The following is a 24788-nucleotide window of genomic DNA, read 5'->3' as shown; positions in this document are numbered from 1 at the left end:
ACGTATCGACCGCCGCCCCGAGACCGCGGCTCTGGAACGAGACCTGAGCCCGCGTCAGACCGCGGGTCCCAGGATGAAGTTCCACGCGCCGGTGACGACGGCCGCGGTGATCGCGATGGCGGAGATCGCGGCTCCGACGGCCAGAAGGCCCCACTCCGCGGCGCCGAATCGGGACTCGCGCGCCCAGGTGCGCGGACCCGGTGCCCCGAAGCCCCGCGCCTCCATCGCCGTGGCGAGCTTGGCGCCGCGGCGGATCGACAGCACCAGCAGGGCGAACGCCATGCCGAGGAAGCGTCGGATGCGTCCGCGATCGGCGACGCCCCTGGCCCGCCGCGCGAGCTCGAGCGCCCGCCAGTCGTCGAGGAACAGACCCACCATGCGCAGCCCGGCCAGTGCGCCGAGCACGAACCGTGCAGGCAGCCGCAGCACCTGCCCGAGGCCGTCGGCGAGGTCGGTCGGGTCGACCGTGATGAAGAGGACCACCGACGGCAGGGCGATCGCGAGCACGCGCAGCATCGTGGCCAGGGCGAGCGCCAGCGACCCCTCGCTGATGCGCAGCACGAACCAGTCGACGTACACGACGCCACTCGTCTCGCCGTAGAGGGCGATGGTCAGTCCCGTCAACGGCGCCGCGAGCCACACCGGCCAGGTGCGCAGCCAGAACTCGCGCCAGCCGATCCCGGCGAACAGGAACAGCACGAACTCGAGGACGAGGGCGACGGATGCCGACACCGCATCGAGCGTGAGGATGAGGGGAACTGCGATGAGGGCGCTCACCCCGAGTTTCGCGACGGGATTCACCCGGGCGATCGCACCGGTGCGGCCGCGGGTCTCGAGCACGGTCATGACGCACCGCCGAGATCGAACCGGACGGCGTGCAGGGCGCGCGCGACCTCGTGGTCGTGGGTGATCGTGACGATCGCGGACCCCTCGTCGCGGAGCGCGGCGAGCATGGCCACGAGCTCGGCCCAGGTGCGGGCGTCCTGGCCGAACGTCGGCTCGTCCAGCACCAGCACCCGCGGCCGGGTCGCGATGGCGGCCGCGACCGTGAGCCGACGCTTCTCGCCACCGGAGAGCGTGTACGGATTCGCGGCGGCGAGGGGGGCGAGGCGCAGTCGGGCGAGGAGCTCCTCGCTGCAGGCGGCGATCTCGTCCTCGCCCATGCCGAGCGCTCGGGGCCCGACGGCGAGCTCGTCGCGCACGGTCTTGGCGAGCAGCTGGTGCTCGGGCTCCTGGAACACCATGCCGATCCGGGTCAGCAGATCGCGCGACGCCCAGCGGATGGGGGCGGCGTCGGCGCCGTCGGCGAGGTCGGCGGATGCCGTGACGACGCCGGATGCCGGGGGCAGAAGCCCCGCGAGGGTGAGGCCGAGTGTGGACTTGCCCGCTCCGTTGGGACCGGTGATCGCGAGAGCCTCGCCCGCGCGCACATCGAGGTCGATGCCCGTGGCGACCGGATGACCCTTCACCCGGGCGACCGCGAGCCCGCGGGCGGAGAGCAGCGTCTCGCCCGGTCCGGCCGACGGCGCCGGCGGCACGCGGGGCGGCCACCCCGGCACCCACACGCCGTCGGCCGAGAGCCTGGCGCCTTCGCTGACGAGCACCTCCCGCGGCGGACCGTCGGCCACCACACCCCCGGCGCCGATCACGATCACGCGCGTGATGAGCGGCAGCCACACGTCGAGACGGTGCTCGACCACGACGAGCGTCGCGGGCTGCGCCTGCAGCATCCGATCCACCGCGTCGCGCACCTCGATCACCCCGGCGGGGTCGAGGTTCGCGGTCGGCTCATCGAGCAGCACGAGACCGGGGCGCATCGCGAGCATGCCGGCGAGCGCGAGCCGCTGCTTCTGCCCGCCGGAAAGCGCCTTCGTCGGATGGTCGAGCGGAACGTCGAGGCCGACGGCATCCAGCGCCGACTCCACGCGGGGCCAGATCTCCGCTCTGGGCACTCCGAGGTTCTCGCAGCCGAACGCGACATCGTCTCCGGCCCTGGCGAGGATCACCTGCGAGTCGGGGTCCTGCAGCACGAGCCCGGCTCGGCCGCGGGTCGCGACGGCGGGGGCGCCGTCGACGAGCAGCTCCCCCGTGCTCTCACCCTCCTCGTCACCCCCGAGCACGCCCGCGAGTCCGTGCAGCAGCGTGGACTTGCCGGCGCCGGATGCTCCGAGCACCAGGACCCGCTCGCCGGGTTCGATGCGGAACGAGACGTCGCGCAGCGCCCAGGCGATGCGACTGGCATGACGCCACCCCCAGCCGCGCGCCTCGACGGCGGCCGGGGTGGCCTGATCCGCACCCATCAGACGCGGACGCGCGCCTCGCGCCCGGAACCGAACCGGTCGAGGGCGCCCGTGGCCGCGATGCCGCGTGCCAGCACCCAGGACAGGGCGCCGGCGATGACCGCCCCCGAGATGACCGTGCTGATCAGGTAGATGATCGTGAACGCGGGACCGGAGCCGGCGTACCAGAGCACGAGGTTGTTGATCCCCCCGGCCAGAGCCGCACCCGCGCCCGCGAGGATCGCGACCGGCAGCGACCAGCGGCGGTAGAAGAAGAGCAGGAAGATCAGCTCGGCGCCGAGGCCCTGCACGAGACCGGCCTCGAGCGTGAGGAACCCGCCCCACTGGTTGCCGATGAGAGCGGAGACCACCGCGGCGAGCAGTTCGACGTAGATCGCCGCGCCCGCCTTGCGGATGATGAGTCCGCCGAGCACGCCGGCGAACAGCCAGGGGCCGTCGAGGAGCCCCTGGATGCCGGGCAGCAGCGGTTCGAGCAGGGCCTTCGGGCCGAGGTAGCCGACGTTCCAGGCGAGGAAGATCAGCCCGGCGGCGACACCGATCACGCTGGCGACGACGATGTCGACGATGCGCCAGCGCAGGAAGCTCCGAGTCGGGACTGCTCCCTGGCTCTTCGCGGATGCGGACGTGGATGTGGACGTGCTCATCTGAACTCCTCCCTGCGCTGGCATGACCCAGATCAGGTTCGACGGTCGAAGCGCGATTCGCTCCCTCTCAGCCCGGCTCGCCGGACTCCCGTGGTTGTGCTGACGATCCTACCGGCTCGCGACACCCGCGCGTCGATGGGGTCGTGCGCCGCGGAACACGCCCGGGATTGGGTACCGTAAACGAGTGACCGCTTCAGACCCCGCCGACGAGGCGACGGGCGTCGTCCGTGACGACAGCCCGGCGACTGCCTCCCCTTCCGGACCTGTCGACGGGTCGCCGGTCCTCACACCGACCCTCGTCAGCCCGGAACCGCACGGCGTCGCACCGGAACCTGTCCTCGCAGCGGAGCCCGTCGCAGCGGAGCCCGTCGTCCCCGCAGCGCCGGACGCGCCGACGCCTGCCCTGACCAAGCCTCCGTTCCGCCCGAGGGAGCGCCGCGTCATCGAAGACGACCCCGACGACGCGTCCGCGCTCCTCGATCCGGCGGCGGCGCAGTGGGCGGATGACGTGGCACCGGCCACCGCTCTGACCTGGGTCGATACCGCCGCCGTCGCAGCGCACTCTCCCGCCGCGACTCTCGACGAGACGGCCGAGCCCGAGTCCGGCGCCGGACTGATGCGCGGGGCGCGGCTGCGCCCGGCGATCGCCCGTCCCGGCATTCTGGTGCCGTTGGCCACGCTCGCCGGCCTCGTCGCCGTGTACACCGGCACGACTCTGCTCTGGCCACTGCACGAGGTCCCGCCGACGGTGCAGGCCGTCGAGTTCGAGACCGTCGCCGCGCCCGCCGCGACAGTCACCTGGCCCGCTCAGGGCAGCGCGGCCGTCGGCATCGCCGGCCTCAGCACCGCCGCATCCATTCCCGATGCGGTGAGCATCGCCAGCATCACCAAGGTCGTGAGCACCCTGATGGTGCTCGATCGGATGCCGCTGGCACTCGGCGAGCAGGGCCCCGAGTTCGAGTTCACCCGCCGCGACAGCGTGAAGTACTGGGACTACCGGCGAAGTGACCAGTCCGCTCTCGATGTCCCGGTCGGCGGGGTGCTGACCGAATATCAGCTGCTGCAGGGCACGCTCATGGGCTCGGCGAACAACTACATCGATCGGCTGTCGTCCGAGATCTGGGGTTCCGACCGGGAGTTCGCGAAGGCCGCCGAGGTGTGGCTGCGCGAGCGCGGACTGACCGGCATCACCGTGGTGACGCCGTCCGGTTTCGACGAGCGCAACGTCGCCACCCCGGAGGCGCTGGTCGCGCTGGGCGAGCGGGCGATGCAGAATCCGGTGTTCGCGGAGATCGTCGGCACCGTCTCGGTCGACCTCCCGGGCGCCGGCACCGTGGTCAACACCAACGGCATGCTCACCGACCCGGGTGTCGTCGGCATCAAGACCGGCACGCTCGTCGGCTGGAACCTGCTCGCCGCGAAGGACGTGACCGTCGGCGACACGACCGTGCGCCTCTTCGCCACCGCACTGAACCAGGCGGACGACGAGCAGCGTCTCGCGGTCACCCGCGGTCTGTTCGCCGAGACCGAGGCCGCGCTGCAGGCACAGGATCCGGCGGTCCCCCAGGGCACGGTCATCGGCCAGGTCACCACCCCCTGGGGCGAGGAGGTCGACGTCATCTCCGACGCCGACGCCGACGTGGTGCTGTGGAACGGCACCCTCGCCCAGGCGACGGCGGCCTTCGCTCTCGGCGACGAGCGGGAGGAAGGCGACGCCGTCGGCACGCTGACCACCGCCGGGCCGATCAACACCACGACGACCCCTGCCGTCCTCGCAGAGGACATCGAGGGGCCGAGCCCCTGGTGGCGCCTGACCCACCCGCTGGAGCTCCTCGGCATCACCGCCGACCGCTCCTGACCCCCTCCTGGCCCACCCGCACCGAGTCGGCCGAGCCACCCCTTTGTGTACGAGGCAGGCGGTCGATGTCAGCCGGGCCGACCACCGGCACACAGCACGACGCCCCACCCCGCGTGAGCGGGATGGGGCGTCTGCGTGATGCGCGTCAGGCGCGGTGGCCGGAGCCGTCCGCTCCGTCGTCGAGCAGCGCCTGTGCCTCGGCGATCTCCGCGGCGGGCACCTGCGCACCGACCGATGCTCCGGCGACGGCGGCAGCAGCCTCCGCCTCGGTGCCCTCGGTGTCGTTCGCCTCGCCGGTGACGACGACCGGCGTCGTCCCGGTGAGCGCGTCCTCGGCGTCGATGTCGGTCGCCGCCTGCTCGAACTGCGACTGATACAGGCGCCAGTAGGCGCCCTGCGCGGCGATGAGCTCGTCGTGCGTGCCCTTCTCCACGATGTCGCCGTGCTCCATCACCAGGATGAGGTCGGCGTCGCGGATGGTCGACAGGCGGTGTGCGATCACGAACGAGGTGCGTCCTTCGCGGAGCGCGGCCATCGCGTGCTGCAGCAGCAGCTCGGTGCGCGTGTCGACCGCCGACGTGGCCTCATCGAGGATGAGGATCGACGGCTGCGCCACGAACGCCCGCGCGATGGTGATGAGCTGGCGCTCACCCGCCGACACGTTCGCCGCGTCTTCGTCGAGCACCGTGTCGTAACCCTCGGGGAGGGCGTGCACGAAGCGGTCGACGTACGTCGCCCTGGCGGCCGCGAGAACCTCTTCATCGGTCGCCGTGGAGCGGCCGTAGCGGATGTTCTCCCGGATGCTGCCGGCGAACAGCCACGGGTCCTGCAGCACCATGCCGGTGCGCGACCGCAGCTCATCGCGGGTGACCTCGGCGATGTCCTGGCCGTCGAGCATGATCCGCCCGCCGCTGAGCTCGTAGAAGCGCATGATCAGGTTGACCAGCGTGGTCTTGCCCGCACCGGTCGGACCGACGATCGCGACGGTCTGGCCCGGCTCCACCCGGAACGAGAGGTCCCGGATGAGCGGGCGCTCGGGCGTGTACGAGAACGCCACGTTCTCGAACTCGATGACGCCCTTGCCCTCGGCGAGTGCCGGAGCATCGGCGTCGTCCGCCTCCTGCTCGTCCGCGTCGAGCAGCTCGAAGACGCGCTCGGCGGATGCGGTGCCGGACTGGACCACGGCGGCCATGCCACCCAGCTCGGACAGCGGCTGCGTGAACTGCTGCGAGTACTGGATGAACGCCTGCACGTCGCCGAGCCGGAGCTGCCCGTTGGCGACCATCAGACCACCGAGCACCGCGATGCCCACGTAGCTGAGGTTTCCGACGAACATCATCGCCGGCATGATGATGCCGGAGAGGAACTGCGCCTTGAAGCTCGCCTGGAACAGCTCTTCGTTCTCGACCTGGAACTTGTCCAGCGCGTCCTTCTCGCGTCCGAAGACCTTCACCAGCGCGTGGCCGGAGAACGCCTCCTCGACGCGGGCGTTCAGTCGACCGACCTTGCGCCATTGGGTGCCGAAGGCCTTCTGCGAACGCGGTCCGATGATGCCGAAGATCACGCCCATGAGCGGCAGCGTGACGAGCGCGACGAGCGCGAGCTGCCACGAGATCGAGAACATCATGACGAGCACGCCGATCACGGTGAGCACCGAGGTGAGAGCACCGGAGAGCGACTGCTGCATCGTCTGCGTGATGTTGTCGATGTCGTTCGTGACGCGCGAGATCAGCTCACCGCGCTGCACCTTGTCGAAGTACGCCAGCGGCAGGCGGTTGATCTTCGCTTCGACGGACTCGCGCAGGCGCCACATGGTGCGCACCATGATCACGTTGATGACGTAGCCCTGGATCCAGGTGAGGAAGGCGGCCGCCACGTAGATCCCGAGCACGGCGGCGATGACCAGCCGCAGCGCATCGAAGTCGACGCCCTGTCCGACCGTGAAGTCGCCCAGTGCCCCGACCTGATTGGCGAAGTCGTCCTGACCCGCGCCGCGCAGCGCGTCGACCACGACGTCCTGCGACGTGCCGGCCGGGAAGCCGGGGAAGTCGCCGTTCGGCTGGCCGAGCTGGATCGAGATGAACCCCTTGTAGACCAGGTTCGTGGCCTCGGCGAGCACCTTGGGGGCCGCGACCGTCAGCACCACGCCGATCGCGCCGAGGATCGACACGAAGACGAACCAGATGGCCGACGGCTTCAGCAGCCCGATCATGCGCGCGAAGCTGGGACCGAAGTTGTCGGCCTTTCCGGGCGCGACGCTGTCCCAGTCTCCGGAGTTCTGACGAGCCTGTTCCGCGAGCTCGGCCTCGTACTTCTCCTCGGCGGTCAGCTCGACCTCGGCGACGGATGCCGCCGCCTTGCCGCGGCCGCGCTTGACCGCGCCTTTTTCGTCGTTCTGCTCGCTCATGCGTCCACCCCCAGCTGCGACTCGACGATCTCTCGGTAGGTGTCGCTCGTCTCGAGCAGCTCCTCGTGTGTTCCGACGCCGACCATGGTGCCGCCGTCGAGGACGACGATGCGGTCGGCATCGGTGATGGTCGAGATGCGCTGCGCCACGACGATCTTCGTGACGTGCGGGAGTTCCCGCCACAATGCCTGGCGCAGTCGGGCATCCGTCGTCAGGTCGAGGGCCGAGAACGAGTCGTCGAAGACGAGGATCTGCGGCTGGTGCACGATCGCACGCGCGATCGCGAGACGCTGACGCTGACCGCCGGAGACGTTCGTGCCGCCCTGGGCGATACGCGAATCGAGGCCGTCGGGCATCTCCTCGACGAAGTCGCGCCCCTGCGCGATGTCGAGCGCGTGCCACAGCTCTTCGTCGGTGGCCTCCTCGCGGCCGTAGCGCAGGTTCGACGCGACGGTGCCGGTGAAGAGGAAGGGACGCTGCGGCACCAGGCCGATGCTGTCCCACAGCGACTCGACGTCAGCCTCGCGCACATCCGTGCCGCCCACGTGGACGGCACCACCGGAGACGTCGAAGAGCCGCGGGATGAGCGACACCAGAGTGGTCTTGCCCGATCCGGTGGATCCCACGATCGCGACCGTCTCCCCGGGCTGCGCCGCGAAGCTGATGCCGGTGAGCACGGGGGCGTCGGCACCGGGGTAGGTGAACTCGACGTCGTCGAGCGCCACGGACCCGGGAACGGGGAACTCGGTGACGCCGTTCTCCGGGCGGACCAGCGTGGACTCGGAGTCGAGGACCTCGCCGATGCGCTCGGCCGAGACCGCGGCACGAGGGATCATCATCGCCATGAAGCTCGCCATGATGACGCCGCCCATGATCTGGCCGATGTACTGCATGAACGCGAACAGCGTGCCGACCTGCACCGTGCCGCTGTTGACCTCGATGCCGCCGAACCAGATGACCGAGACGACGGTGACGTTGAGGATCAGCATGAACAGCGGGAACAGCAGCACGAACAGCGAGCCGACCTTGCGACCGACGACCATGATGTCGGTGTTGGCCCCGCGGAACCGCTCTTCCTCGATGCGCTCGCGCACGAAGGCCCGCACGACGCGGACTCCGGTGAGCTGCTCGCGCATGATGCGGTTCACGTTGTCGAGCTTGCCCTGGTAGCTGCGGAACAGCGGCACCATGCGCCCGATGACCAGTGCGGCGAGGATCAGCAGCAGCGGCACCGAGACCGCGATGAGCCAGCTCAGGCCGACGTTGGTCTGGACGGCGAAGATGATGCCGCCGATCGCGAGCAGCGGCGCCGTGACCAGCATGGTCGCGCCCATCATCGCGAGCATCTGCACCTGCTGCACGTCGTTCGTGTTGCGGGTGATGAGCGAGCCGGCGCCGAACTGCGAGACCTCGCGCTCGGAGAAGCCGCTGACCTTGCCGAAGACGTCGGCGCGGATGTCACGGCCGGCACCCATCGCGGCACGCGCGGCGAAGAAGGTCGCGGTGACCGAGGCGAGGATCTGGCCGAGGGACACGGCGAGCATGAACAGCCCGGTGCTCCAGATGTAACCGGTGTCGCCCTGGGCGACGCCCTTGTCGATGATGTCGGCGTTCAGGCGCGGGAGGTAGAGGGTCGCTGCCACGCTGGCGAGCTGGAAGACCAGCACGGCGAGCAGGAGCCATCTGTATCGAGAGAGATAACGGAGGAGGATTTTTCCCAGCACAGGCGGACTTTCTAGGAAGGATGGAGCGGCGGGTTTCTCGGCAGACGGACGCCGACCGACAACCGGCCACAAGACAGAGTGCCACGAACCGCGGACATTCGTATCCCCCTCGGGGCTGACCTTCGCTGACAGCGAACCCCTCCACCCGGAGATCATCGGTTTCTGCACGCCGGCGAAAAAGTGAACGACCCGGACGGGGCATCTCTTGTGTTTACTCGTTGATACAACTTGTGATAGGCATATGACACAACCGAGAACGGACCCCCAATGCTTCCGCACATCGCATCTCTGCTCGACCCGATCCAGCTGCTGGGCGCGCTCCTGTCGTTGCCGCTGGTCTCCCTGATCCTCGCGGCGATCATCGCGGTGGGGATCGCCGTCTCGCCCCGAGGGGCGGCACGGCGACGGAGCCGCGTCCGGCTCACGCCCTCGGCGTCCACCGCCGTGTCCGCCCGCTATACGCCGGAGCACCGCGCCCTCGGCATCGCGGCGATCGCCGTGATCGTGATCTTCGCCGCCGAGAACCTGATCACGGGGTACGTCCTGGGGATGTTCGGCGTGAGCCTCAACGGCGTCGTCGGCTGGTGGCGGTACGCGACACCCGTCTTCACGGCATCCGTCGGCGTGGCCATCCTGCTGGCGATGATCGCGACACGAGGCAGCACCCCTCCGGAGCGACCCGTCGTCTCCGCGCGCCGGACCTGGCTGACCTTCAGCTCCCGCGTGGGGTCGGTGGGCACCGCCCTCGCCCTTCTCGCCCTCACGACGACCACGCTGCTCGCCGGACTCGCATCGTCGAACCTCAACGGCGGTCCGTACGTCTACCTCGAGATCGACGTCCCCAACGAGACCATCGATCCGATCCGGCCCTGGTTCTACGGATGGGCGTACGGCATCCCCGTGCTCATCTGCACCGCCGCCCTCATCGCCGTCGTCGTGGCGGCACTGCAGGCCAACTCTGCTCGCGCGTTCCTCCGCCCGGAGACGGTCGTCGCCGAACAGCGCGAGCGTCGCGACATCGCGAGCGGGATCAGCCGGCTCGCGGCATCTGCGGCCCTGCTCGCTCTGGCGGGCGCACTCCGGTTCATCGCCGAGGGGGGATCGATCGCCGGCCTCACGGTCGGGAGCGACGGCCGCAGCGACACCTACGACGCGTTCTGGCGATACGGAGAGCTCGCCGCCATCGGCGGTTGGGTTGCTCCGGCGCTCGAGATCACGGGGTTCGTGATCCTGTTCCTCGTGACCGCGCAGCTGGCGCAGGGCTCCGAGTCCACCGCTCCGGCCCCGCGCACCGCCGAGTCGAGGGCCGCACAGTGAGCCCGAACCCGAAGCTGTCGCCGGCCGACGAGGCGAATCCGGCTCTCGACATCTACCGACAGCTGCGTGGCCTGATCGTCTCGGGACAGCTCGGCGCCGGCGAACGGCTGCCGACGGTGCGCCAGACCGCGAGCGATCTGGGCGTCGCTCCCGGCACGGCCGCACGCGCATACAAGATGCTCGAGGGTGAGGGGCTCGTGATCTCGCGCACCGCAGCGGGCACACGGGTGGCGGAGACCGCGGGTGTGCTTCCGGCATCCGTCATCCGTCGCATCCGCGAACTGGTCGAGGAGGCCGCATCCGTCGATGCCGATCCGGATGACGTGGTCGACGTGCTCCGGACGATCTGGCAGACGCGCACCCCGGATCCGTCCGTGGCCGACGAGGGCGCGTAGGCCCGGATCGCGCGCCGCGACCTCAGAACAGGGCCGGCTGCGGCACGTAGTCCCGGGCGGGGGCACCGGCGTCCGGGGCGAGCTCGGCCAGCGTCGGCGGGTCCCACTTCGGGTTGCGGTCCTTGTCGACCAGCTGCGCCCTGATGCCCTCGACCAGGTCGGGGTGCTCGTTCACGAACCACAGCACCCGGCGGTACTCGCCCTCCAGCGCGGCGCGCAGCCCCGGAAGGTCACGCGCCTCGCGCACGGCGTCGAGCGTGACGGTGAGCCCGGTGGGCGCGAGCCCCTCGAGGAGGTCGGCGGTGGCGGCGGCATCCGGCGTCCCCTGCGCGTGCAGGCGCTCGATGATCGCACTCACGGTCGGCGCCGAGAAGGCCTCGTCGATCCACTCCTTCGATGCGGGCAGCTGCGTGGGCTCCGGCGTCTCGTCGAAGAGCAGCACGATCTCGCTCGGGCCGGTCGGATCCGCGCGGAAGGCGAGGGCCTCGCTGAGCGCGTCGAGACGATCGGACGGCACGAAATGGTCGGCGAAGCCCAGGTAGACGGCATCCGCTCCGCTCATGGTCGCCCCGGTCAGCCCGAAGTACTCGCCGAAGCGACCGGGGGCCCGCCCGAGCAGCCAGGTGCCGCCGACGTCGGGAGTGAAGCCGATGCGGGTCTCCGGCATCGCGAGCTTCGATCGCTCCGTGACGATGCGGATGGCCGCATGGCCGGCGAGACCGATGCCGCCGCCCATCGTGATCCCGTCGGCGAAGGCGACCACCGGCTTCGGATATTCCGCGATCATCGCGTTCAACGCGTACTCGGCGCGGAAGAACTCCGCCGTCCGCTCGGCCTGCCCCGCGACGATCTGCGCGTGCAGGGCGCGCACGTCACCGCCGGCGCACATGCCGCGTTCCCCCGCGCCGTCCAGGAGGACGATCTGCACATCGGTGTCGTCGCGCCAGGCGTTCAGGGTCTCCGTGAGGATCTCGATCATCCCGATGTCGAGGGCGTTGATCGCCTCCGGGCGATCGAGCGTGAGCCGCCCGAGCGCCCCTTCGGTGCGGACGAGGACGCGGGATGCAGCGCGAGAATCGGTCACGCGTGCCAGGCTACCCTCTCGCCAACGGCGGTATTCCGCACGAAATGCGGGATCCGACAGGCTTTTCCGGCAGGATAGGGAGGAACTGTTCAAATGCGACGAGAGGTCACGGATGCCTGAAGGACAGGTGCTCGAGTTCACGCACGTGACGAAGCGCTTCAATGAGGTGACCGCCGTCTCGGACTTCTCCGCGCGCGTCGAGCCCGGCGCCGTCACCGCCTTCCTCGGCCCGAACGGAGCCGGCAAGACGACGACGCTGCGCATCCTGCTCGGTCAGGTGCGGGCCACATCCGGCACAGCCACGATCGGGGGCACGGCCTACGCGGAGCTGCGGCAGCCGCTGCGCACCATCGGCGCAGTGCTCGAGGAGACCGTCTACCGGCCCCGTCGCACCGCCGAACGCCAGCTGACGATCGCCGCCAAGGCGAACGGCATCCCGCTGGCGCGCGTCGGCGAGGTCCTCTCCCTGGTCGGACTCGAGGGCGAGGGCGATTCCCGGATCGGCGGATTCTCGCTGGGCATGCGCCAGCGCCTGAGCGTCGCGCACGCTCTCCTCGGCGACCCCGGTGCGCTCGTCTTCGACGAGCCGGCGAACGGGCTGGACCCCGAGGGGATCCGCTGGATGCGCTTGCTGATGCGTCGCCTCGCCGACGAAGGGCGCACGGTGCTCGTGTCGTCGCACGTTCTCAGCGAGGTGGAGCAGGTCGCCGACAACGTGCTCGTCCTGTCCAAGGGCCAGCTGATCCTCGCCAGCGGGATCGAGACGCTCGCCGACCCGAAGGGCGGGTCCGTGGTCGTGGATGCCGCCGACCGCGGCGCCCTCACCACCGCACTGTCCGCGGCGGGCTTCGACGTCGAGGTGCTGCGCTCCGGCCTGACCGTCCGCGGCGGAGACGCCGGCACGGTGGGCGCCGTCGCCGCCGACGCCGGCATCGCCCTCAGCACGCTCGTGCAGCGCGGACCGACCCTCGAAGACGTCTTCATCGACCTGATGCGCGGCGGCCGACTCAGCACGCGCGCCGACTCGGGCCCGGCGCAGCCGATCGCCGCTGTGGCGGCCGTCGCCGACAGCACCGCCGATGACACGGACACCAGCGACGACACCAGCGACGCCGCCGAGGTCACCAGCCCGCCGGCGCCGGTCGAGTCCGTCGTGGCCATCCCGGTCGCCGCGGCAGCGGCCTGGGCAGCCGAGGCAGCCGCCGCTCCCGCGGACGAGGCCCTCGCCGACGACCTCGCCGAGTCGGTGACCGCTGACACCTCCGCCGAGGACGCCACCGCCGAAGACGCTCCCACCGAGGGAACCGCGGCCGAGGAGATCGACGCCGAGGAGATCGAGGCCGAGGAAGCCCCCGCCGAGGAGACCCCCGCCGAGGAAACCCCCGCCGAAGAAGCGCCCGCCGAGGAAGCCCCCGCCGAGGATGCTCAGACGGAGGAAGCCCCCGCCACCGAACCGCAGGCGGACGAGGTCTCTGCCGAGGAGCCCCCGGCCCGCTCCTTCGACGAGATCCTGTTCGGATCGGCAGCACCCGTCGCGGCCGCCGAGTCGACGAACCCTGTGAACGACGACGCGGAAACCGACGAGCACGCGGAGACGCCGGCGCCCTCCGCTGAGGACGCCGCCGATCCCGATGTCGCGTCCGACGCCGCGTCCGACGAGGACCACGCCGGTGTCGAGATCTTCGCCGACCTCGACGCGGCGACCTCCGCCGACGAGGGTGCCGAGAGCTCCGAGGCCGAGCACAGCGAGGGTGCGGAGGCCGACGAGGTGGATCCCCGCTCGGCAGCCGTCACCTCGATGCTCGCCGCAGCCGCCCGCGCGTACTACGAGGATGAGCCGAAGGACTACCCGCTGTCCGCGGACGAGACCGCTGCGGAAGCCGATTCGTCCGACGAGGGAGCGCACTGGAGCGTCGCAGCGACCGGCGTCATCGACACCGTGCCGCTGTCGGCATCCGACGATGCCGACGCGGAAGACTCGGCATCCGAGGAGAGCGACGCAGATGCTGCGGGCGAGAACGAGGGTGAGCCGACCGACGGCGAGGACGTCGGCGAGTCCGACGCCGAATCAGGCGACGACGACACCGAACAGCACGACGGCGACAGCACCGACGCGCAGCCGACCGATGGTGAGAACCACCACGGCTGAGCGATCGCGCTGACGAGGACGCCCTCCGGACCTTCGGGTCGCGGAGGGCGTTCTGCGTTCGGTCGTGTGGGCCCCGTCGGCCGTGGATCAGGCCGGGCGCGGACGGATGACGGGGCGACGGCTGCCCTTCGAGACGGGCGTGGGCGCGGTGGCCACGATCTCCTCGACGCTCGCCGGCTCGGTCGACACGTCGAGTCGCAGCGCCTGGGTGAGCGCGAGCCCGTGCCGCGTGGTGAGGATCAGCCGGCGGTACTGCTCGTCGCCCTCGAGGTCGATCACGACGCTCGGACGACGCTTGCGGATCAGCACGAAGTCCAGGCTGCCCGCCGCCTTCCAGCTGCCGGCGGCGAGGATGCCGGGGATGTGCGTGCCGGGATTCGGAACGCCCCGGAGCCAGGTCCAGGCGTCTTCCGTGAGCTGGACCTTGGTGATGGTGTCGCGTGCGATCCGGAGGTTGTCCCGGTGGAAGGTGGCGGCGCGTTCGATCGGAGAGAGCACGACCTCGAGTTGCGTCTGGTCCAGCAGCAACGTCACCATGTCACCCAGTCTGCCAGCGCCGCCCTGCCAGTTGTCTGGAAGTTGTTCACAGGAACGCAACGATCCCTTGTGGGCTGGCACCAGTGGTCATGTTCTCCCGCTCCGCTTTCGAATATATGTACCATACTCGATTTCGCACGTGAGAGTGGGCGCCGTGACGGTGGTGACGGCCGAAGACGGACCTGTGGGCCTGGGATTACGGGCGAGCGGATGCCGCTGCCGCGGCCGCAGCGGGAAGAGCCGCCTCGATCTGCGCCAGTTCCGCCTCGCCGTGCGCGGCCGTGAGGAACCAGGCCTCGAACACGCTCGGCGGAAGGGCCACGCCCTGCTCGCGCAGGGAGTGGAAGAACGGCGCGTAGCGGAACGATTCCTGCGCCTGAGCCTCGGCGTAGTCCCTCGGCGCCGAGGCGCGGAACGACGCGTTGAACAGGTTGCCCGCCCGCGCCACCGCGTGCGTGACGCCGGCAGCGGTCAGCGCGGCATCGAGCGCGGTGGACACCCGGGCGGCTGCGGCATCCACCGTCGCGTACACCTCCGGCGTCGCGAGCCGCAGCGTCGCGAGGCCCGCCGCGACCGAGAGCGGATTCCCCGACAGCGTGCCGGCCTGATACACCGGCCCGAGGGGGGCGAGGAGGTCCATGACCTCGGCGCGACCGCCCAGCGCCGCCAGCGGCATCCCGCCGCCGACGACCTTGCCGAAGGTGAAGATGTCGGGCAGGTAGTCCTCGCCGGCCGCGGCCTGCAGCCCCCAGAATCCGGCGGGGTGCACCCGGAAGCCGGTGAGGACCTCGTCGAGGATCATCAGCGCGCCGTGAGCGTGCGCGGTCTCGGCGATCAGACGGTTGAAGCCGGGGAGGGGGGCGACGACGCCCATGTTCGCCGCCGAGGCCTCGACGATCACGGCCGCGATGCGGTCACCGTGCTCGGCGAACACCGCGGCGAGAGCATCCGGGTCGTTGTACCCGATCACGAGGGTCTGCGCGGCGATCGGGGCCGGAACCCCCGCCGAACCGGGAAGTGCCAGCGTCGCGACACCCGACCCCGCCTCCGCCAGCAGACCGTCCGAGTGACCGTGGTAATGCCCGGCGAACTTCACGAGCAGGTCGCGACCGGTGGCGCCGCGCGCGAGGCGGATCGCCGTCATCGTCGCCTCGGTCCCGGTGGACACCAGGCGCACGCGCTCGATCGGACGGATCTCCGCGAACCGCACGCGATCGGCGATCAGAGCCGCGAGCTCGACCTCGCCCTCGGTCGGAGCGCCGAAGGACAGCCCGCGGGACGCGGCCTCCTGCACCGCGGCCACGATCTCCGGATGCGCGTGCCCCAGCAGAGCCGGCCCCCAGGACGCGACGAGGTCGACGTACTCCCGACCGGTGGCATCGGTCACCGTCGCGCCCTTCGCGGAAGCGAGGAACCGCGGCGTGCCGCCGACCGAGCCGTAGGCGCGCACCGGCGAGTTGACCCCGCCGGGGATCACCGCGCGGGCAGCGGAGAACAGGTCGTCATTGCGGTCGGTCATGAAGAGGCTCCTCAGCGATCTCCGTCGCGCAGCCAGCCGGCGGCTTCGGTCGCCCAGTAGGTCAGAACCGCGTCGGCACCGGCGCGGCGGATGGACAGCAGAGACTCGAGCACGGCCGCGCGGCGGTCGATCCAGCCGTTCGCGCCGGCGGCCTCGATCATCGCGTACTCGCCGGACACCTGGTATGCCCACACCGGAATACTCACGGTGTCGCGCACCTCGCGCAGCACGTCGAGGAAGGCCATCGCCGGCTTCACCATGACGATGTCCGCGCCCTCGGCCTCATCGACGACCGCCTCGCGGACACCTTCGCGGCGGTTGCCGGGGTCGAGCTGATACGTGCGGCGGTCGCCCTTCAGCTGCGAGTCGACGGCCTCACGGAACGGGCCGTAGAAGGCGCTCGCGTACTTCGCGGCGTACGCCAGCAGCAGCGTGTCGGTGAACCCCTCAGCGTCGAGCGCCCTGCGGATGACCGCGACCTGACCGTCCATCATGCCCGACAGACCCAGCAGCTGCGAGCCGGCACGAGCCTGGGCGAGAGCCATCGCGGCGTACCGCTCCAGCGTCGCGTCGTTGTCGACCGAGCCGTCGGCCGCGAGCACTCCGCAGTGACCGTGGTCGGTGAACTCGTCCAGGCACAGGTCGGTCTGCACCACGAGCGCATCGCCGACCTCGGCGGCCAGCGCCTCCGTCGCGACGTTCAGGATGCCGCGCGGATCGTCGGCTCCGGAGCCGCGGGCGTCGCGCACCGCCGGCACGCCGAACAGCATCACACCGCCGACACCGGCTTCGGCCGCCGCGACGGCTGCCGCACGCAGCGAGTCGAGCGAATGCTGGGCGACACCGGGCATCGATCCGATCTCGACCGACTCCGCGAGACCTTCGCGGACGAAGAGCGGCAGCACGAGCTGCCGGGGCTGCAGGGAGGTCTCGCGAACGAGATCGCGCACAGCTCGCGACTGACGCAGCCTCCTCAGTCGGACATCCGGGAAGCTCACGGTGCGAACTCGTCGGCCGCGTGCGGAAGCGTGAAGTGCGAGACGGCGTCGATCAGGGCGTCGACGGTCTGCCGGTCGGCGACGACCGAGACGGGCAGGCCCGCGCGCTGCGCATCCTTCGCCGTCCTCGGACCGATGGCGGCGAGCAGCGTCTCGTCGGGGATCTCCGGGAACTGCTCGCGCACCTGCTCGGCGACGGAGCCGCTGGTGATCAGGATCGCGTTGATCCGGCCGTTCTCGACATCGCGACGGATGCGCTCGGTCACCGGGACGCCGACCGTGCGGTAGGCGACGACGCCGTGCACATCGTGTCCTGCCTCCGAGAGGAGCCGACTGAGCACGGGCTTGGCGATCTCGCTGCGGAGAGCGAGGATGCGGCGCGGCTCCTGCTCGAGAGCGATGAGCTGCTGGGCCATGCCTTCGGCGGAGTTGTCCTGCTCGGGCACCAGCGTGACCTCGTAGCCGACGGCCTGCAGAGCCGTTGCGGTCGTCTCTCCCACGGCGGCGATCTTCGTCGACCGAGGGATGACGGCCCGGTGGGCGAAGAGCACATCGACGGTGGTGGCGCTCGTGACGGTCAGCCAGTCGAACTCCCCCGCGGCCAGCTGCGCCAGCGCAGTGTCGAGAGTCGCCTGGTCGGTCGTCGGCGCGAAGTTGATGAGTGGCGCGACGACGGGCACCGCGCCCAGCGCACGCAGACTCGCGGCGACGCTGTCGCCCCACGGCCCGCCACGGGGCACGAGGATGCGCCAGCCGTCCAGCGGTCGGTCCTGCTTGATTTCGGAAGTGGTCATGAGGGTTTATTGCTCTCGGGGTACGAGGCCGGCCGCCCCTTGATCGAGCAGCCGACGGGCAACAGTGAACCCGAGCTCGCGCGCTGCGTGCATCGGGTCTGCACCATCGGCAGCATCCGCTCCATTGCCACTGCCGTTCCGATGAATATACTCCCCGTTCAGGTCTTCGGTGACGTCGAGCCCGATCCGGCGCCCGCCGTCCGGGGCGTAGACGACCGTCCTGACCCGGATCGAGGAGCCGTCGACCACCGCGTGCGCGGCCATCGGCGCCTGGCATCCCGCGTCCAATCCCTCGAGGATCGCGCGCTCCACCGTGATGGCCAGACGGGTGTCGATGTCATCGAGGCCGGCGAGCGCCGTGAGCAGCTCGGCCGGCGCGTCCGCGCGGGTCTCGACGGCGAGCGAACCCTGACCCGGCGCGGTGGGCCACTCGGCGAGACCGAGCTCTTCCCGGTGCAGCGACGTGTTCGCCCCCAACCGCGACAGACCGGCTGCGGCGAGGATCACGGCGTCCAGCTCACCGGATGAGACGCGGGCGAGACGCGAGTCGACGTTGCCGCGGATGTCGACGACCTCCGCGCCCGGTGCGCGTCGATGCACCTGGGCGATCCGGCGCGGGGAGCCGGTGCCGACCGTGCTGCCGGAGCGCAGCTCATGCAGCGGGATGCCGGCGCGAGTGAGGACGACGTCGCGAGGATCCTCCCGCTCGGGGGTCGCGGCGATCACGAGCCCCTCGGGGACGGCCGTCGGCAGATCCTTCAGCGAATGCACGAGGAAGTCGCACTCCCCGGCGAACAGCGCCTCGCGGAGCCGCGTGGCGAAGATGCCCTGGCCGCCGATCTCCGAGAGGGATGCGCGATTGGTGTCGCCCTCGCTGGTGATGGGGACGAGTTCGACCCGGCGTCCCGCGATCTTCTCGAGAGCCGTGGCGACATGACCGGACTGCGCCTGCGCGAGCGCGCTGCGGCGGGTACCCAGACGGATGGGGGTGCTCATGGCGCTTACTGCAGGACGTCCGCGATCTCGTCGAACCGGAGCCTGCGCCCGGTGTAGAAGGGCACCTCCTCCTTCACGTACAGACGTGCGTCCGTGTAGCGGAGGTCGCGCATCAGATCGACCAGGTCGGTGAGCTCATCCGCCTCGAGGGGCAGCAGCCACTCGTAGTCGCCGAGGGCGAAGGAGGCGACGGTGTTGGCGAGGACGCCGGTGAACGCGGCACCCTTGCGCCCGTGGTCGGCGAGCATCTTGCGACGCTCCTCCTCGGGGGCGAGATACCACTCCGGGGTGCGCACGAACGGGTACAGGCACAGCCAGTCCTTGGGCTCGACGCCCCGCAGGAAGCCGGGGACGTGCGCCCGGTTGAACTCGGCGTCCCGGTGCACGCCCATGACGTTCCACACGGGCAGGAGCGGACGCAGCAGCTCGGTGCGACGGAGGCGGCGCAGCGCCTTCTGCAGCTCTTCGGCGGTCTCGCCGTGCAGCCACACCATGAGGTCGGCGTCGGCCTTGAGGCCGGAGACGTCGTAGAAGCCGCGGACGGTCACGCCCGAGTCCTCGATGTAGGAGACGATCGTCTCGAGCTCGGTCGACTCGGTCTCCGTCACGGGGACCTCGGGGTTTCGTCGCCAGACGGCCCAGAGGGTGAAGCCGGACGGGTTCTCATCGCGCTCTTCGGACATCATGCTCCCCAGTCTGCCTCGTTTGCGCAGGAGCCGCTAATCACCCGGAGGGCGACCGACGGCATCCCCGAATGATGCCTCTCAGCGTGCGATCGCGCGCGCGATCCCCCAGACCGCGCCCCCCACGACCGCGGCGATGCCGACGGCTGCCGCGATCGCGCCGATCGGATTGCGATCGGCGAAGACACGGGCCTTCGCGGCGGCGCGCGTCGACGCCTTCTCGACGCGGCGCGGGATGTTGCCCTTCACCTCGATCGCGGCGAGGGCGGCCTTGAGTTCGGCGCGGGCCGAGGCGACCGGGTCGAGGATCCCACCCGGGACGACGGTGCGCGGCAACGGCTCAGAAGTCGTCATCGCCGGCCTCCTTCACGAGTCGGATGTCCTCCGCCACGGCCTGAGCCGGGTTCTGACGGCGGAGGACCTTGCGGAACTTCAGGATGCCGAGCAGCGCGAACAGCAGCACGGCGAGGATCAGGATGCCGAACACGACGATCGCCGACAGCCACACCGGCCACCAGGACGAGAGCCCGGCGATCGCGAAGACCAGGATCACCGGCACGGCCCAGAACAGGAAGAACAGCGCCACGACGAACCACACGGATCCGATGCCGGCGTCCTTCGAGGTGCGCGAGACCCACGCCTTGGCGGCGTCGATCTCGGCCTTGACCAGATTCGTGACGAGCTCCGGAAGATCCCCGAGGAGAGTCAGCAGGCTGTCGTCGGCACGATCTCGGTAACCGCGGGGCATGTCAGTCGCCGGACTTCTTCGCTGCGGGCTTCGCGGCCGCGGGCTTCTTGGCGGCCGGCTTCTTCGCGGCGGGCTTCGCGGCCGTGGACGTCTTGGCCGTGGCCTTCGCCGCCTCGACCGCTTCCTCGGTGGCCTCGGCGAGATCTTCCGCCGCCTCGCGGCCGGTGGCGATGGCGGAGTCGAGGCGCTGCCCCGGGGTGCCGTTGCCGGAGACCGACTTGGCCACCTTCACCACACCGGTCCAGAGCGCTCCGGGAACGGCCGCGGCCTTGTCACCGACGAAGCCCTTGACCTTGGAGACCTGCTCCTGGACGGGATCGAGTTCCCACACCTTCAGCCACTGCGTCTTGATCTGCTCGTAGCGCTCACGTCCGGCACGGGTGCCGAGGACGTAGCCCACGCCGAGTCCGACGACGAGTCCGATCTTCCCCTTCATGGGGTCTCCTCACCTTGTTCCGGTAGCCCGGCCAGATTCGCCCGGTTGGGACCGACCGCAGGCTTTCGCGCCCCGCGACCAGGTACCCAGCGTAACCCCGTATGCCGATTTCGGCATCTATGGGTCAGAGGGTTGACACGGAGTGCTCTCTCACTCCCACAACAGGGCACGTCGCAGACGATCCGCCTCATCACGCGCATCGGGGATCACCTGGGCGAGACCGGTACCGGCCAGCCAGGCGCCGACCGCGGCCACGCCCGGCACCGCGTGGATCGCCGCTCGCGCCGCCGTGCGGCGCTCGCCCGAGCCGATGATCGACGCAGGCTGGGACTGCACGAAGCTGCCGCGATGCGCCGCGACCACGGACTCCGGCGCCAGCGCGACCCCGAGCATCGCTGCGGCCTCGGACCGCGCGAGGTCTGCGGCGGCCGCGTCGCTCAGCTCCGTGGTCGCCGCGGGCTCCCCCTGAGCCCCGAACGAGACGCGCACGAGGTGGCGTGCGCCCGCGGCTTCGCGCACCCAGGCCCATTTCGCGGTGGAGTGCGTGAGCGCCTTGGCCGTGTGGCTCCCCGGAACCGTCAGGACACCGGTGCCGCGCGGTGCGTCATCCAGTCCGGGCTCGTCGATCAGCAGCGTCACGATCTCGATCTCGGGGGACGACGCGGCCTCGGTCTTCGTCAGGGCCGGCACCGCGACCGCGAGAAGTTCTCGCGCGGCGGACTCGGGCGTCGCGATGATGACGGCATCGGCGACGAGCTCCTCGATCACGGGCTCCGCCTCAGCGATCTCGGCGGTCTGCAGCTCCGCGACGAGCGCATCCGTCTCGGCAATGCCCTCTGCGACCGGGGCGACGGAGGAGACCTCGGCCTCGACCGTCCAGATCTCGCCCGCCTTCCGCACGCTCCGCACCCGCACGCCGGTGCGCACCGCGGCGTCGAAACCGGTCAGGTCGTCGGCGAGCGCATCGACGAGGACGCTCATCCCGCCGGACAGCCCTTCGACCGCAGCGCCGGGTGCGTGCGCGGCCGCCTGCACGCCGGTGGCCTTCGCCGCCGCGTCCTCGCGGAGCGCCTGCACGGCGCCGGAGAGGGAGCCGACGCGGGTGAGCGCGGCATTCAGTCCGGGCGCGGCGACATCGACGTCGACGTCGTCGGGCGAGGCCGAGTAGACGCCGGTCGTCACGGGCGCGACGAGGCGATCGCGCACCTTGGCGCCCATCCGCGAAGCGACCAGCCGACCGAGACTGAGCTGGTGCCCGATCGTCAGCGGCGGACGGACGCGGTCGAGGTAGGCCCGCCAGACACCCGACCAGCCGATGATGCGACGGACGTCTTCCTGGAACGGATTCGCCGGGATGCCGAGGATGCCCCCGACCGGCAGCGGAGCCGCGCCGACACCGGGGATGCCGGCGAGCCAGGCCCCTCCGGCGCGGGGTGCCACGATGCGGTCGGCCAGGCCGAGCTCCTCGACGAGCGCGCGCACCGTCCCGCCCCTGGTCGCATAGCTCTCGGCGCCGGCATCGACGACGACCCCGTCGAGCTCGACCCGACGGATCGCGCCGCCGAGAGCATCCGCCTCTTCGAGCACGGTGACCCGCATGCCGACCTTCGCGCACTCGCGCGCCGCTATCAGGCCGCCGATGCCGCCGCCGACGACCACCACGTGCTTCTCCGCCGCACGGGCGGCGAGGTCGGACGGCTCGGCGGGAGAGGGCTCAGAGGTCATACGGCAATTCTCGCATCGCGGGTCGGCGCGGCCATCGGCGAAGGCCGGCCTCAGATCGTGTGCGCCAGCTCGACGATGCGGGTGAGCTGGTCGGGATCGGTCTCCGGCGGGACGCCGTGACCGAGGTTCAGGATGTGCGCGCGGGCTGCACGGCCGCGCTCCAGCACGTCGCGGACGTGCGCCTCCAGCACCGGCCAGGGAGCGGAGAGCAGCGCCGGATCGATGTTGCCCTGGACCGTGACGTCGGGTCCGAGGATCGCGGCTGCGTCGTCGAGCGGCTGCCGCCAGTCGACCCCGACGCCGTCGGCGACGCCGTCGAGACGCATGTCGGCGAGGAACGGGCCGGTGCCGACGCCGAAGTGGATGGCGGGCAGGCCGATGCCCTCGAGCGCAGCGCGGGAGTGCGGGGCGACGAAGGCGCGGTAGTCGGCGGTGCTGAGGGATCCGGCCCAGCTGTCGAAGAGCTGCACGACGGATGCTCCGGCGTCGCGCTGCGTCTCCAGGAAACGGCGCGAGACCTTCGCGAGCCAGCCGGCGAGACGGTTCCACGAAGCCGGATCGGAGTGCATCATGGCCCTGGCGCGGAGGTGCTCCTTGGAGGGGCCGCCCTCGACGAGGTAGGCGGCGAGGGTGAACGGGGCGCCGGCGAATCCGATCAGCGGGGTGTCGCCCAGCTCCCCCGTGACGATGCCGACGGCTTCCGCGATCGCCGTGCCGTCCAGGCTCTCCGGGTCGATCGCGGTGAGGCGGTCGACGTCGGATGCCGTCCGCACCGGGTTCGCGAAGACGGGTCCGCGACCGGGCTCGATCTCGACGTCGACGCCCGCGAGGCGCAGCGGGATGACGATGTCGCTGAAGAACACGGCCGCATCCACGCCGTGGCGGCGCACCGGCTGCAGGGTGATCTCGGCGGCGAGATCGGGCGTGAGGCAGGCGTCGAGCATCCGCGTCCCCACGCGCAGGTCCCGATACTCGGGGAGCGACCTGCCGGCCTGGCGCATGAACCACACCGGGGCGTGGGTGGGACGGTCGCCGGCGAGGGCGCGCAGAAGCGGGGCGTCGGAGAGGGCCATGCCTCCATCCTCCCATTCCGCTCTTGTGGAGCCGCCGTGTCGAGCCGTGCGAATCCCCGCACGCGAACACTCCGGTACAATCGATCCGTGCTGCTGTGTGTGACGGCGAGTCACAAGACCGCCTCCTTCGAACTGCTCGAACGCCTGAGCCGCACCCCCGACGACGTCGCTCCCACCATCGTGGGAATGACGCCGTGCGTGCAGGGTGCAGTGGTCCTCGCGACGTGCAACCGGTTCGAGGCGTACGTGGAAATGGACGAACCGGTCACCGCCGCCGGTGCCATCGGCGTCGAAGCGGTCATCGAAGCCGTCGAATCCGCGACCGGCATCCCCGCCGCCGATCTCGACGGCGCCTACACCGTGCACTCCGGTCGCCGGGTCGCCGAGCACCTGTTCTCCGTCGCCTCCGGCCTCGAATCCGTCGTCTCCGGCGAGGGTGAGATCGCCGGTCAGGTCCGCCGCGCACTGAAGTCCGCCCGCAAGGACGGCACGACCTCGCCCGAGCTCGAGCGCCTGTTCCAGCGCGCGAGTCAGGCGCAGCGCAAGGTCAAGAACGTCACCGCCCTCGGCCGCGCCGGTCGCTCGCTCGTGCGCCTCGCCCTCGAACTCGCCGACAGCCGCATCGCCGACTGGTCCGCCGAACGCGTGCTGCTGGTGGGCACGGGCGCCTACGCCGCGGTCACCCTCGCCACGCTCCGCGAGCGCGGCGCCGTGAACATCTCCGTGTACTCGCCTTCCGGCCGCGCCGAGGTCTTCGCCGCGAAGCACGGCATCCGTCCGATCTCCGGCGACGAGTACGCCCGCACGGCCGCCCGATCGAGTCTGCTCATCACCTGCACCACCGCCACCGAGCCCGTGCTCGGACCCGAGCACCTGCAGCTCCCGACCGGCGTCGCCGCCGCGGGCTGCCCGGTCGGCGCGCACAGCCGGCTCGTGGTCGACCTCGGCATGCCGCGCAACGTCGACCCGGCGGTCGCGGCCCTCGAAGGCGTCGCGCTCCTCGACCTGGAGACCATCCGCCTGCACGCGCCGCTCGAAGAGCTGCAGGCGACGGATGCCGCGCGCAGCGTCGTCCGTGAGGCCGCGGAGACCTTCCACGTGGTGGGCGCCCGTCAGAGCGTGACCCCGTCGGTCGTCGCACTCCGCTCCCACATCTTCGAGCTGCTCGAGCGCGAGATCGACCGAGCCCGCGCGCGCGGCGACGAGGACGGCAGGGTCGAGCAGGCCCTGCGTCACCTCTCGGGCGTGCTCCTGCACACCCCGACCGTCCGTGCCCACGAGCTCGCCGCCGCGGGCCGGGCCGACGAGTTCACCGCGGCGCTGGCCGCGCTGTACGGCATCGCGCCCGAGGTCGATGCCTCCGCAGACGAAGACGCCGCGACCGCCTGACGTCTCCCTGCC

22 protein-coding genes and 1 riboswitch are annotated in these 24788 nt (G+C 70.8%); of the genes, 5 read left to right on the top strand and 17 right to left on the bottom strand.

The window, feature by feature from the left end:
* Positions 1-54 precede the first annotated feature (54 nt).
* The 3 genes from CQ045_RS16810 to CQ045_RS16800 all read right to left on the bottom strand — a co-directional run bounded on the left by CQ045_RS16810 (position 55) and on the right by CQ045_RS16800 (position 2944).
* A complete protein-coding gene (locus tag CQ045_RS16810; protein WP_105725809.1) occupies positions 55-846 on the bottom strand; it encodes an energy-coupling factor transporter transmembrane protein EcfT in 792 nt (263 codons plus the stop codon).
* Positions 843-2300 (bottom strand): ABC transporter ATP-binding protein, encoded by a 1458-nt coding sequence (locus CQ045_RS16805; protein ID WP_181156620.1) that lies wholly within the window; start codon positions 2298-2300, stop codon positions 843-845. Before CQ045_RS16805 ends, CQ045_RS16810 begins: the two co-directional genes overlap by 4 nt.
* Positions 2300-2944: an ECF transporter S component gene (locus CQ045_RS16800; protein WP_105725909.1), complete on the bottom strand. Its 645-nt coding sequence runs from the start codon at positions 2942-2944 to the stop codon at positions 2300-2302. Before CQ045_RS16800 ends, CQ045_RS16805 begins: the two co-directional genes overlap by 1 nt.
* Positions 2935-3046: riboswitch (TPP riboswitch) on the bottom strand. (Overlaps the previous gene by 10 nt.)
* A gap of 82 nt (positions 3047-3128) precedes the next feature.
* On the opposite strand from CQ045_RS16800, the gene CQ045_RS16795 reads away from it, so the two are divergent.
* Positions 3129-4802 (top strand): D-alanyl-D-alanine carboxypeptidase family protein, encoded by a 1674-nt coding sequence (locus CQ045_RS16795; RefSeq protein WP_105725807.1) that lies wholly within the window; start codon positions 3129-3131, stop codon positions 4800-4802.
* A 145-nt stretch (positions 4803-4947) separates the two neighbouring features.
* Here the strand turns inward: CQ045_RS16795 and CQ045_RS16790 are convergent, their stop codons facing one another.
* Positions 4948-7209, bottom strand: coding sequence for an ABC transporter ATP-binding protein (locus CQ045_RS16790; protein WP_105725805.1), 2262 nt, complete (start codon positions 7207-7209; stop codon positions 4948-4950).
* On the bottom strand, positions 7206-8933 hold the full coding sequence (locus tag CQ045_RS16785; RefSeq protein ID WP_105725803.1) for an ABC transporter ATP-binding protein: 1728 nt from the start codon (positions 8931-8933) through the stop codon (positions 7206-7208). The genes CQ045_RS16790 and CQ045_RS16785 overlap by 4 nt, the downstream gene beginning before the upstream one ends.
* A gap of 267 nt (positions 8934-9200) precedes the next feature.
* Here CQ045_RS16785 and CQ045_RS16780 point away from each other — a divergent pair, with 267 nt between their 5' ends.
* Together CQ045_RS16780 and CQ045_RS16775 are read left to right on the top strand one after the other, a co-directional pair.
* Positions 9201-10250 carry a hypothetical protein gene (locus tag CQ045_RS16780; RefSeq protein WP_105725801.1) on the top strand — a complete coding sequence of 350 codons (1050 nt, stop codon included), beginning with the start codon at positions 9201-9203 and terminating at the stop codon, positions 10248-10250.
* Positions 10247-10645, top strand: coding sequence for a GntR family transcriptional regulator (locus tag CQ045_RS16775; RefSeq protein ID WP_091031614.1), 399 nt, complete (start codon positions 10247-10249; stop codon positions 10643-10645). Before CQ045_RS16780 ends, CQ045_RS16775 begins: the two co-directional genes overlap by 4 nt.
* 22 nt (positions 10646-10667) lie before the next feature.
* Here CQ045_RS16775 and CQ045_RS16770 read toward each other — a convergent pair whose 3' ends face one another.
* Positions 10668-11729 carry an enoyl-CoA hydratase/isomerase family protein gene (locus CQ045_RS16770; RefSeq protein WP_105725799.1) on the bottom strand — a complete coding sequence of 354 codons (1062 nt, stop codon included), beginning with the start codon at positions 11727-11729 and terminating at the stop codon, positions 10668-10670.
* Between the two features lie 112 nt (positions 11730-11841).
* Between CQ045_RS16770 and CQ045_RS18960 the strand changes: the two genes are divergently transcribed.
* The gene (locus CQ045_RS18960) at positions 11842-13878 is read left to right on the top strand and encodes an ATP-binding cassette domain-containing protein (protein WP_219844448.1); all 2037 of its coding nucleotides are present in this window, start codon (positions 11842-11844) and stop codon (positions 13876-13878) included.
* Between the two features lie 87 nt (positions 13879-13965).
* On the opposite strand, the gene CQ045_RS16760 is transcribed toward CQ045_RS18960, so the two are convergent.
* The 11 genes from CQ045_RS16760 to hemE all read right to left on the bottom strand — a co-directional run bounded on the left by CQ045_RS16760 (position 13966) and on the right by hemE (position 23387).
* A complete protein-coding gene (locus tag CQ045_RS16760; protein ID WP_105725797.1) occupies positions 13966-14415 on the bottom strand; it encodes a hypothetical protein in 450 nt (149 codons plus the stop codon).
* 196 nt (positions 14416-14611) lie between these two features.
* Positions 14612-15934: a glutamate-1-semialdehyde 2,1-aminomutase gene (locus CQ045_RS16755; RefSeq protein ID WP_105725795.1), complete on the bottom strand. Its 1323-nt coding sequence runs from the start codon at positions 15932-15934 to the stop codon at positions 14612-14614.
* Between the two features lie 11 nt (positions 15935-15945).
* On the bottom strand, positions 15946-16932 hold the full coding sequence (gene hemB, locus CQ045_RS16750) for a porphobilinogen synthase (RefSeq protein WP_105725793.1): 987 nt from the start codon (positions 16930-16932) through the stop codon (positions 15946-15948).
* A complete protein-coding gene (locus CQ045_RS16745; protein WP_105725791.1) occupies positions 16929-17726 on the bottom strand; it encodes a uroporphyrinogen-III synthase in 798 nt (265 codons plus the stop codon). Before CQ045_RS16745 ends, hemB begins: the two co-directional genes overlap by 4 nt.
* Before the next feature lie 6 nt (positions 17727-17732).
* Entirely contained in the window at positions 17733-18722 is a 990-nt protein-coding gene (gene hemC, locus CQ045_RS16740; protein ID WP_105725789.1) for a hydroxymethylbilane synthase, read from the bottom strand.
* Positions 18723-18727: 5 nt separating this feature from the next.
* A complete protein-coding gene (gene hemQ / locus CQ045_RS16735) occupies positions 18728-19408 on the bottom strand; it encodes a hydrogen peroxide-dependent heme synthase (protein ID WP_105725787.1) in 681 nt (226 codons plus the stop codon).
* Positions 19409-19486: 78 nt separating this feature from the next.
* Positions 19487-19759 (bottom strand): hypothetical protein, encoded by a 273-nt coding sequence (locus tag CQ045_RS16730; protein ID WP_105725785.1) that lies wholly within the window; start codon positions 19757-19759, stop codon positions 19487-19489.
* Positions 19746-20153, bottom strand: a complete 408-nt coding sequence (locus CQ045_RS16725; RefSeq protein ID WP_105725783.1) for a phage holin family protein — start codon at positions 20151-20153, stop codon at positions 19746-19748. Before CQ045_RS16725 ends, CQ045_RS16730 begins: the two co-directional genes overlap by 14 nt.
* A gap of 1 nt (position 20154) precedes the next feature.
* Positions 20155-20589, bottom strand: coding sequence for a hypothetical protein (locus tag CQ045_RS16720; protein ID WP_105725781.1), 435 nt, complete (start codon positions 20587-20589; stop codon positions 20155-20157).
* Positions 20590-20739: 150 nt separating this feature from the next.
* Complete coding sequence (locus tag CQ045_RS16715; protein ID WP_105725779.1) at positions 20740-22314, bottom strand: NAD(P)/FAD-dependent oxidoreductase; 1575 nt, start codon at positions 22312-22314, stop codon at positions 20740-20742.
* A 50-nt stretch (positions 22315-22364) separates the two neighbouring features.
* On the bottom strand, positions 22365-23387 hold the full coding sequence (hemE, locus tag CQ045_RS16710; RefSeq protein ID WP_105725777.1) for a uroporphyrinogen decarboxylase: 1023 nt from the start codon (positions 23385-23387) through the stop codon (positions 22365-22367).
* A gap of 87 nt (positions 23388-23474) precedes the next feature.
* Between hemE and CQ045_RS16705 the strand changes: the two genes are divergently transcribed.
* A complete protein-coding gene (locus CQ045_RS16705; RefSeq protein WP_105725775.1) occupies positions 23475-24776 on the top strand; it encodes a glutamyl-tRNA reductase in 1302 nt (433 codons plus the stop codon).
* Positions 24777-24788: the final 12 nt, after the last annotated feature.

The sequence above is a fragment of the Microbacterium sp. MYb66 genome (genome assembly GCF_002979435.1).
Taxonomy (GTDB): Bacteria; Actinomycetota; Actinomycetes; order Actinomycetales; family Microbacteriaceae; genus Microbacterium.
The sequence above is the reverse complement of the archived record's forward strand: the minus strand, read 5'-3'. Positions and strand labels throughout refer to the sequence as shown.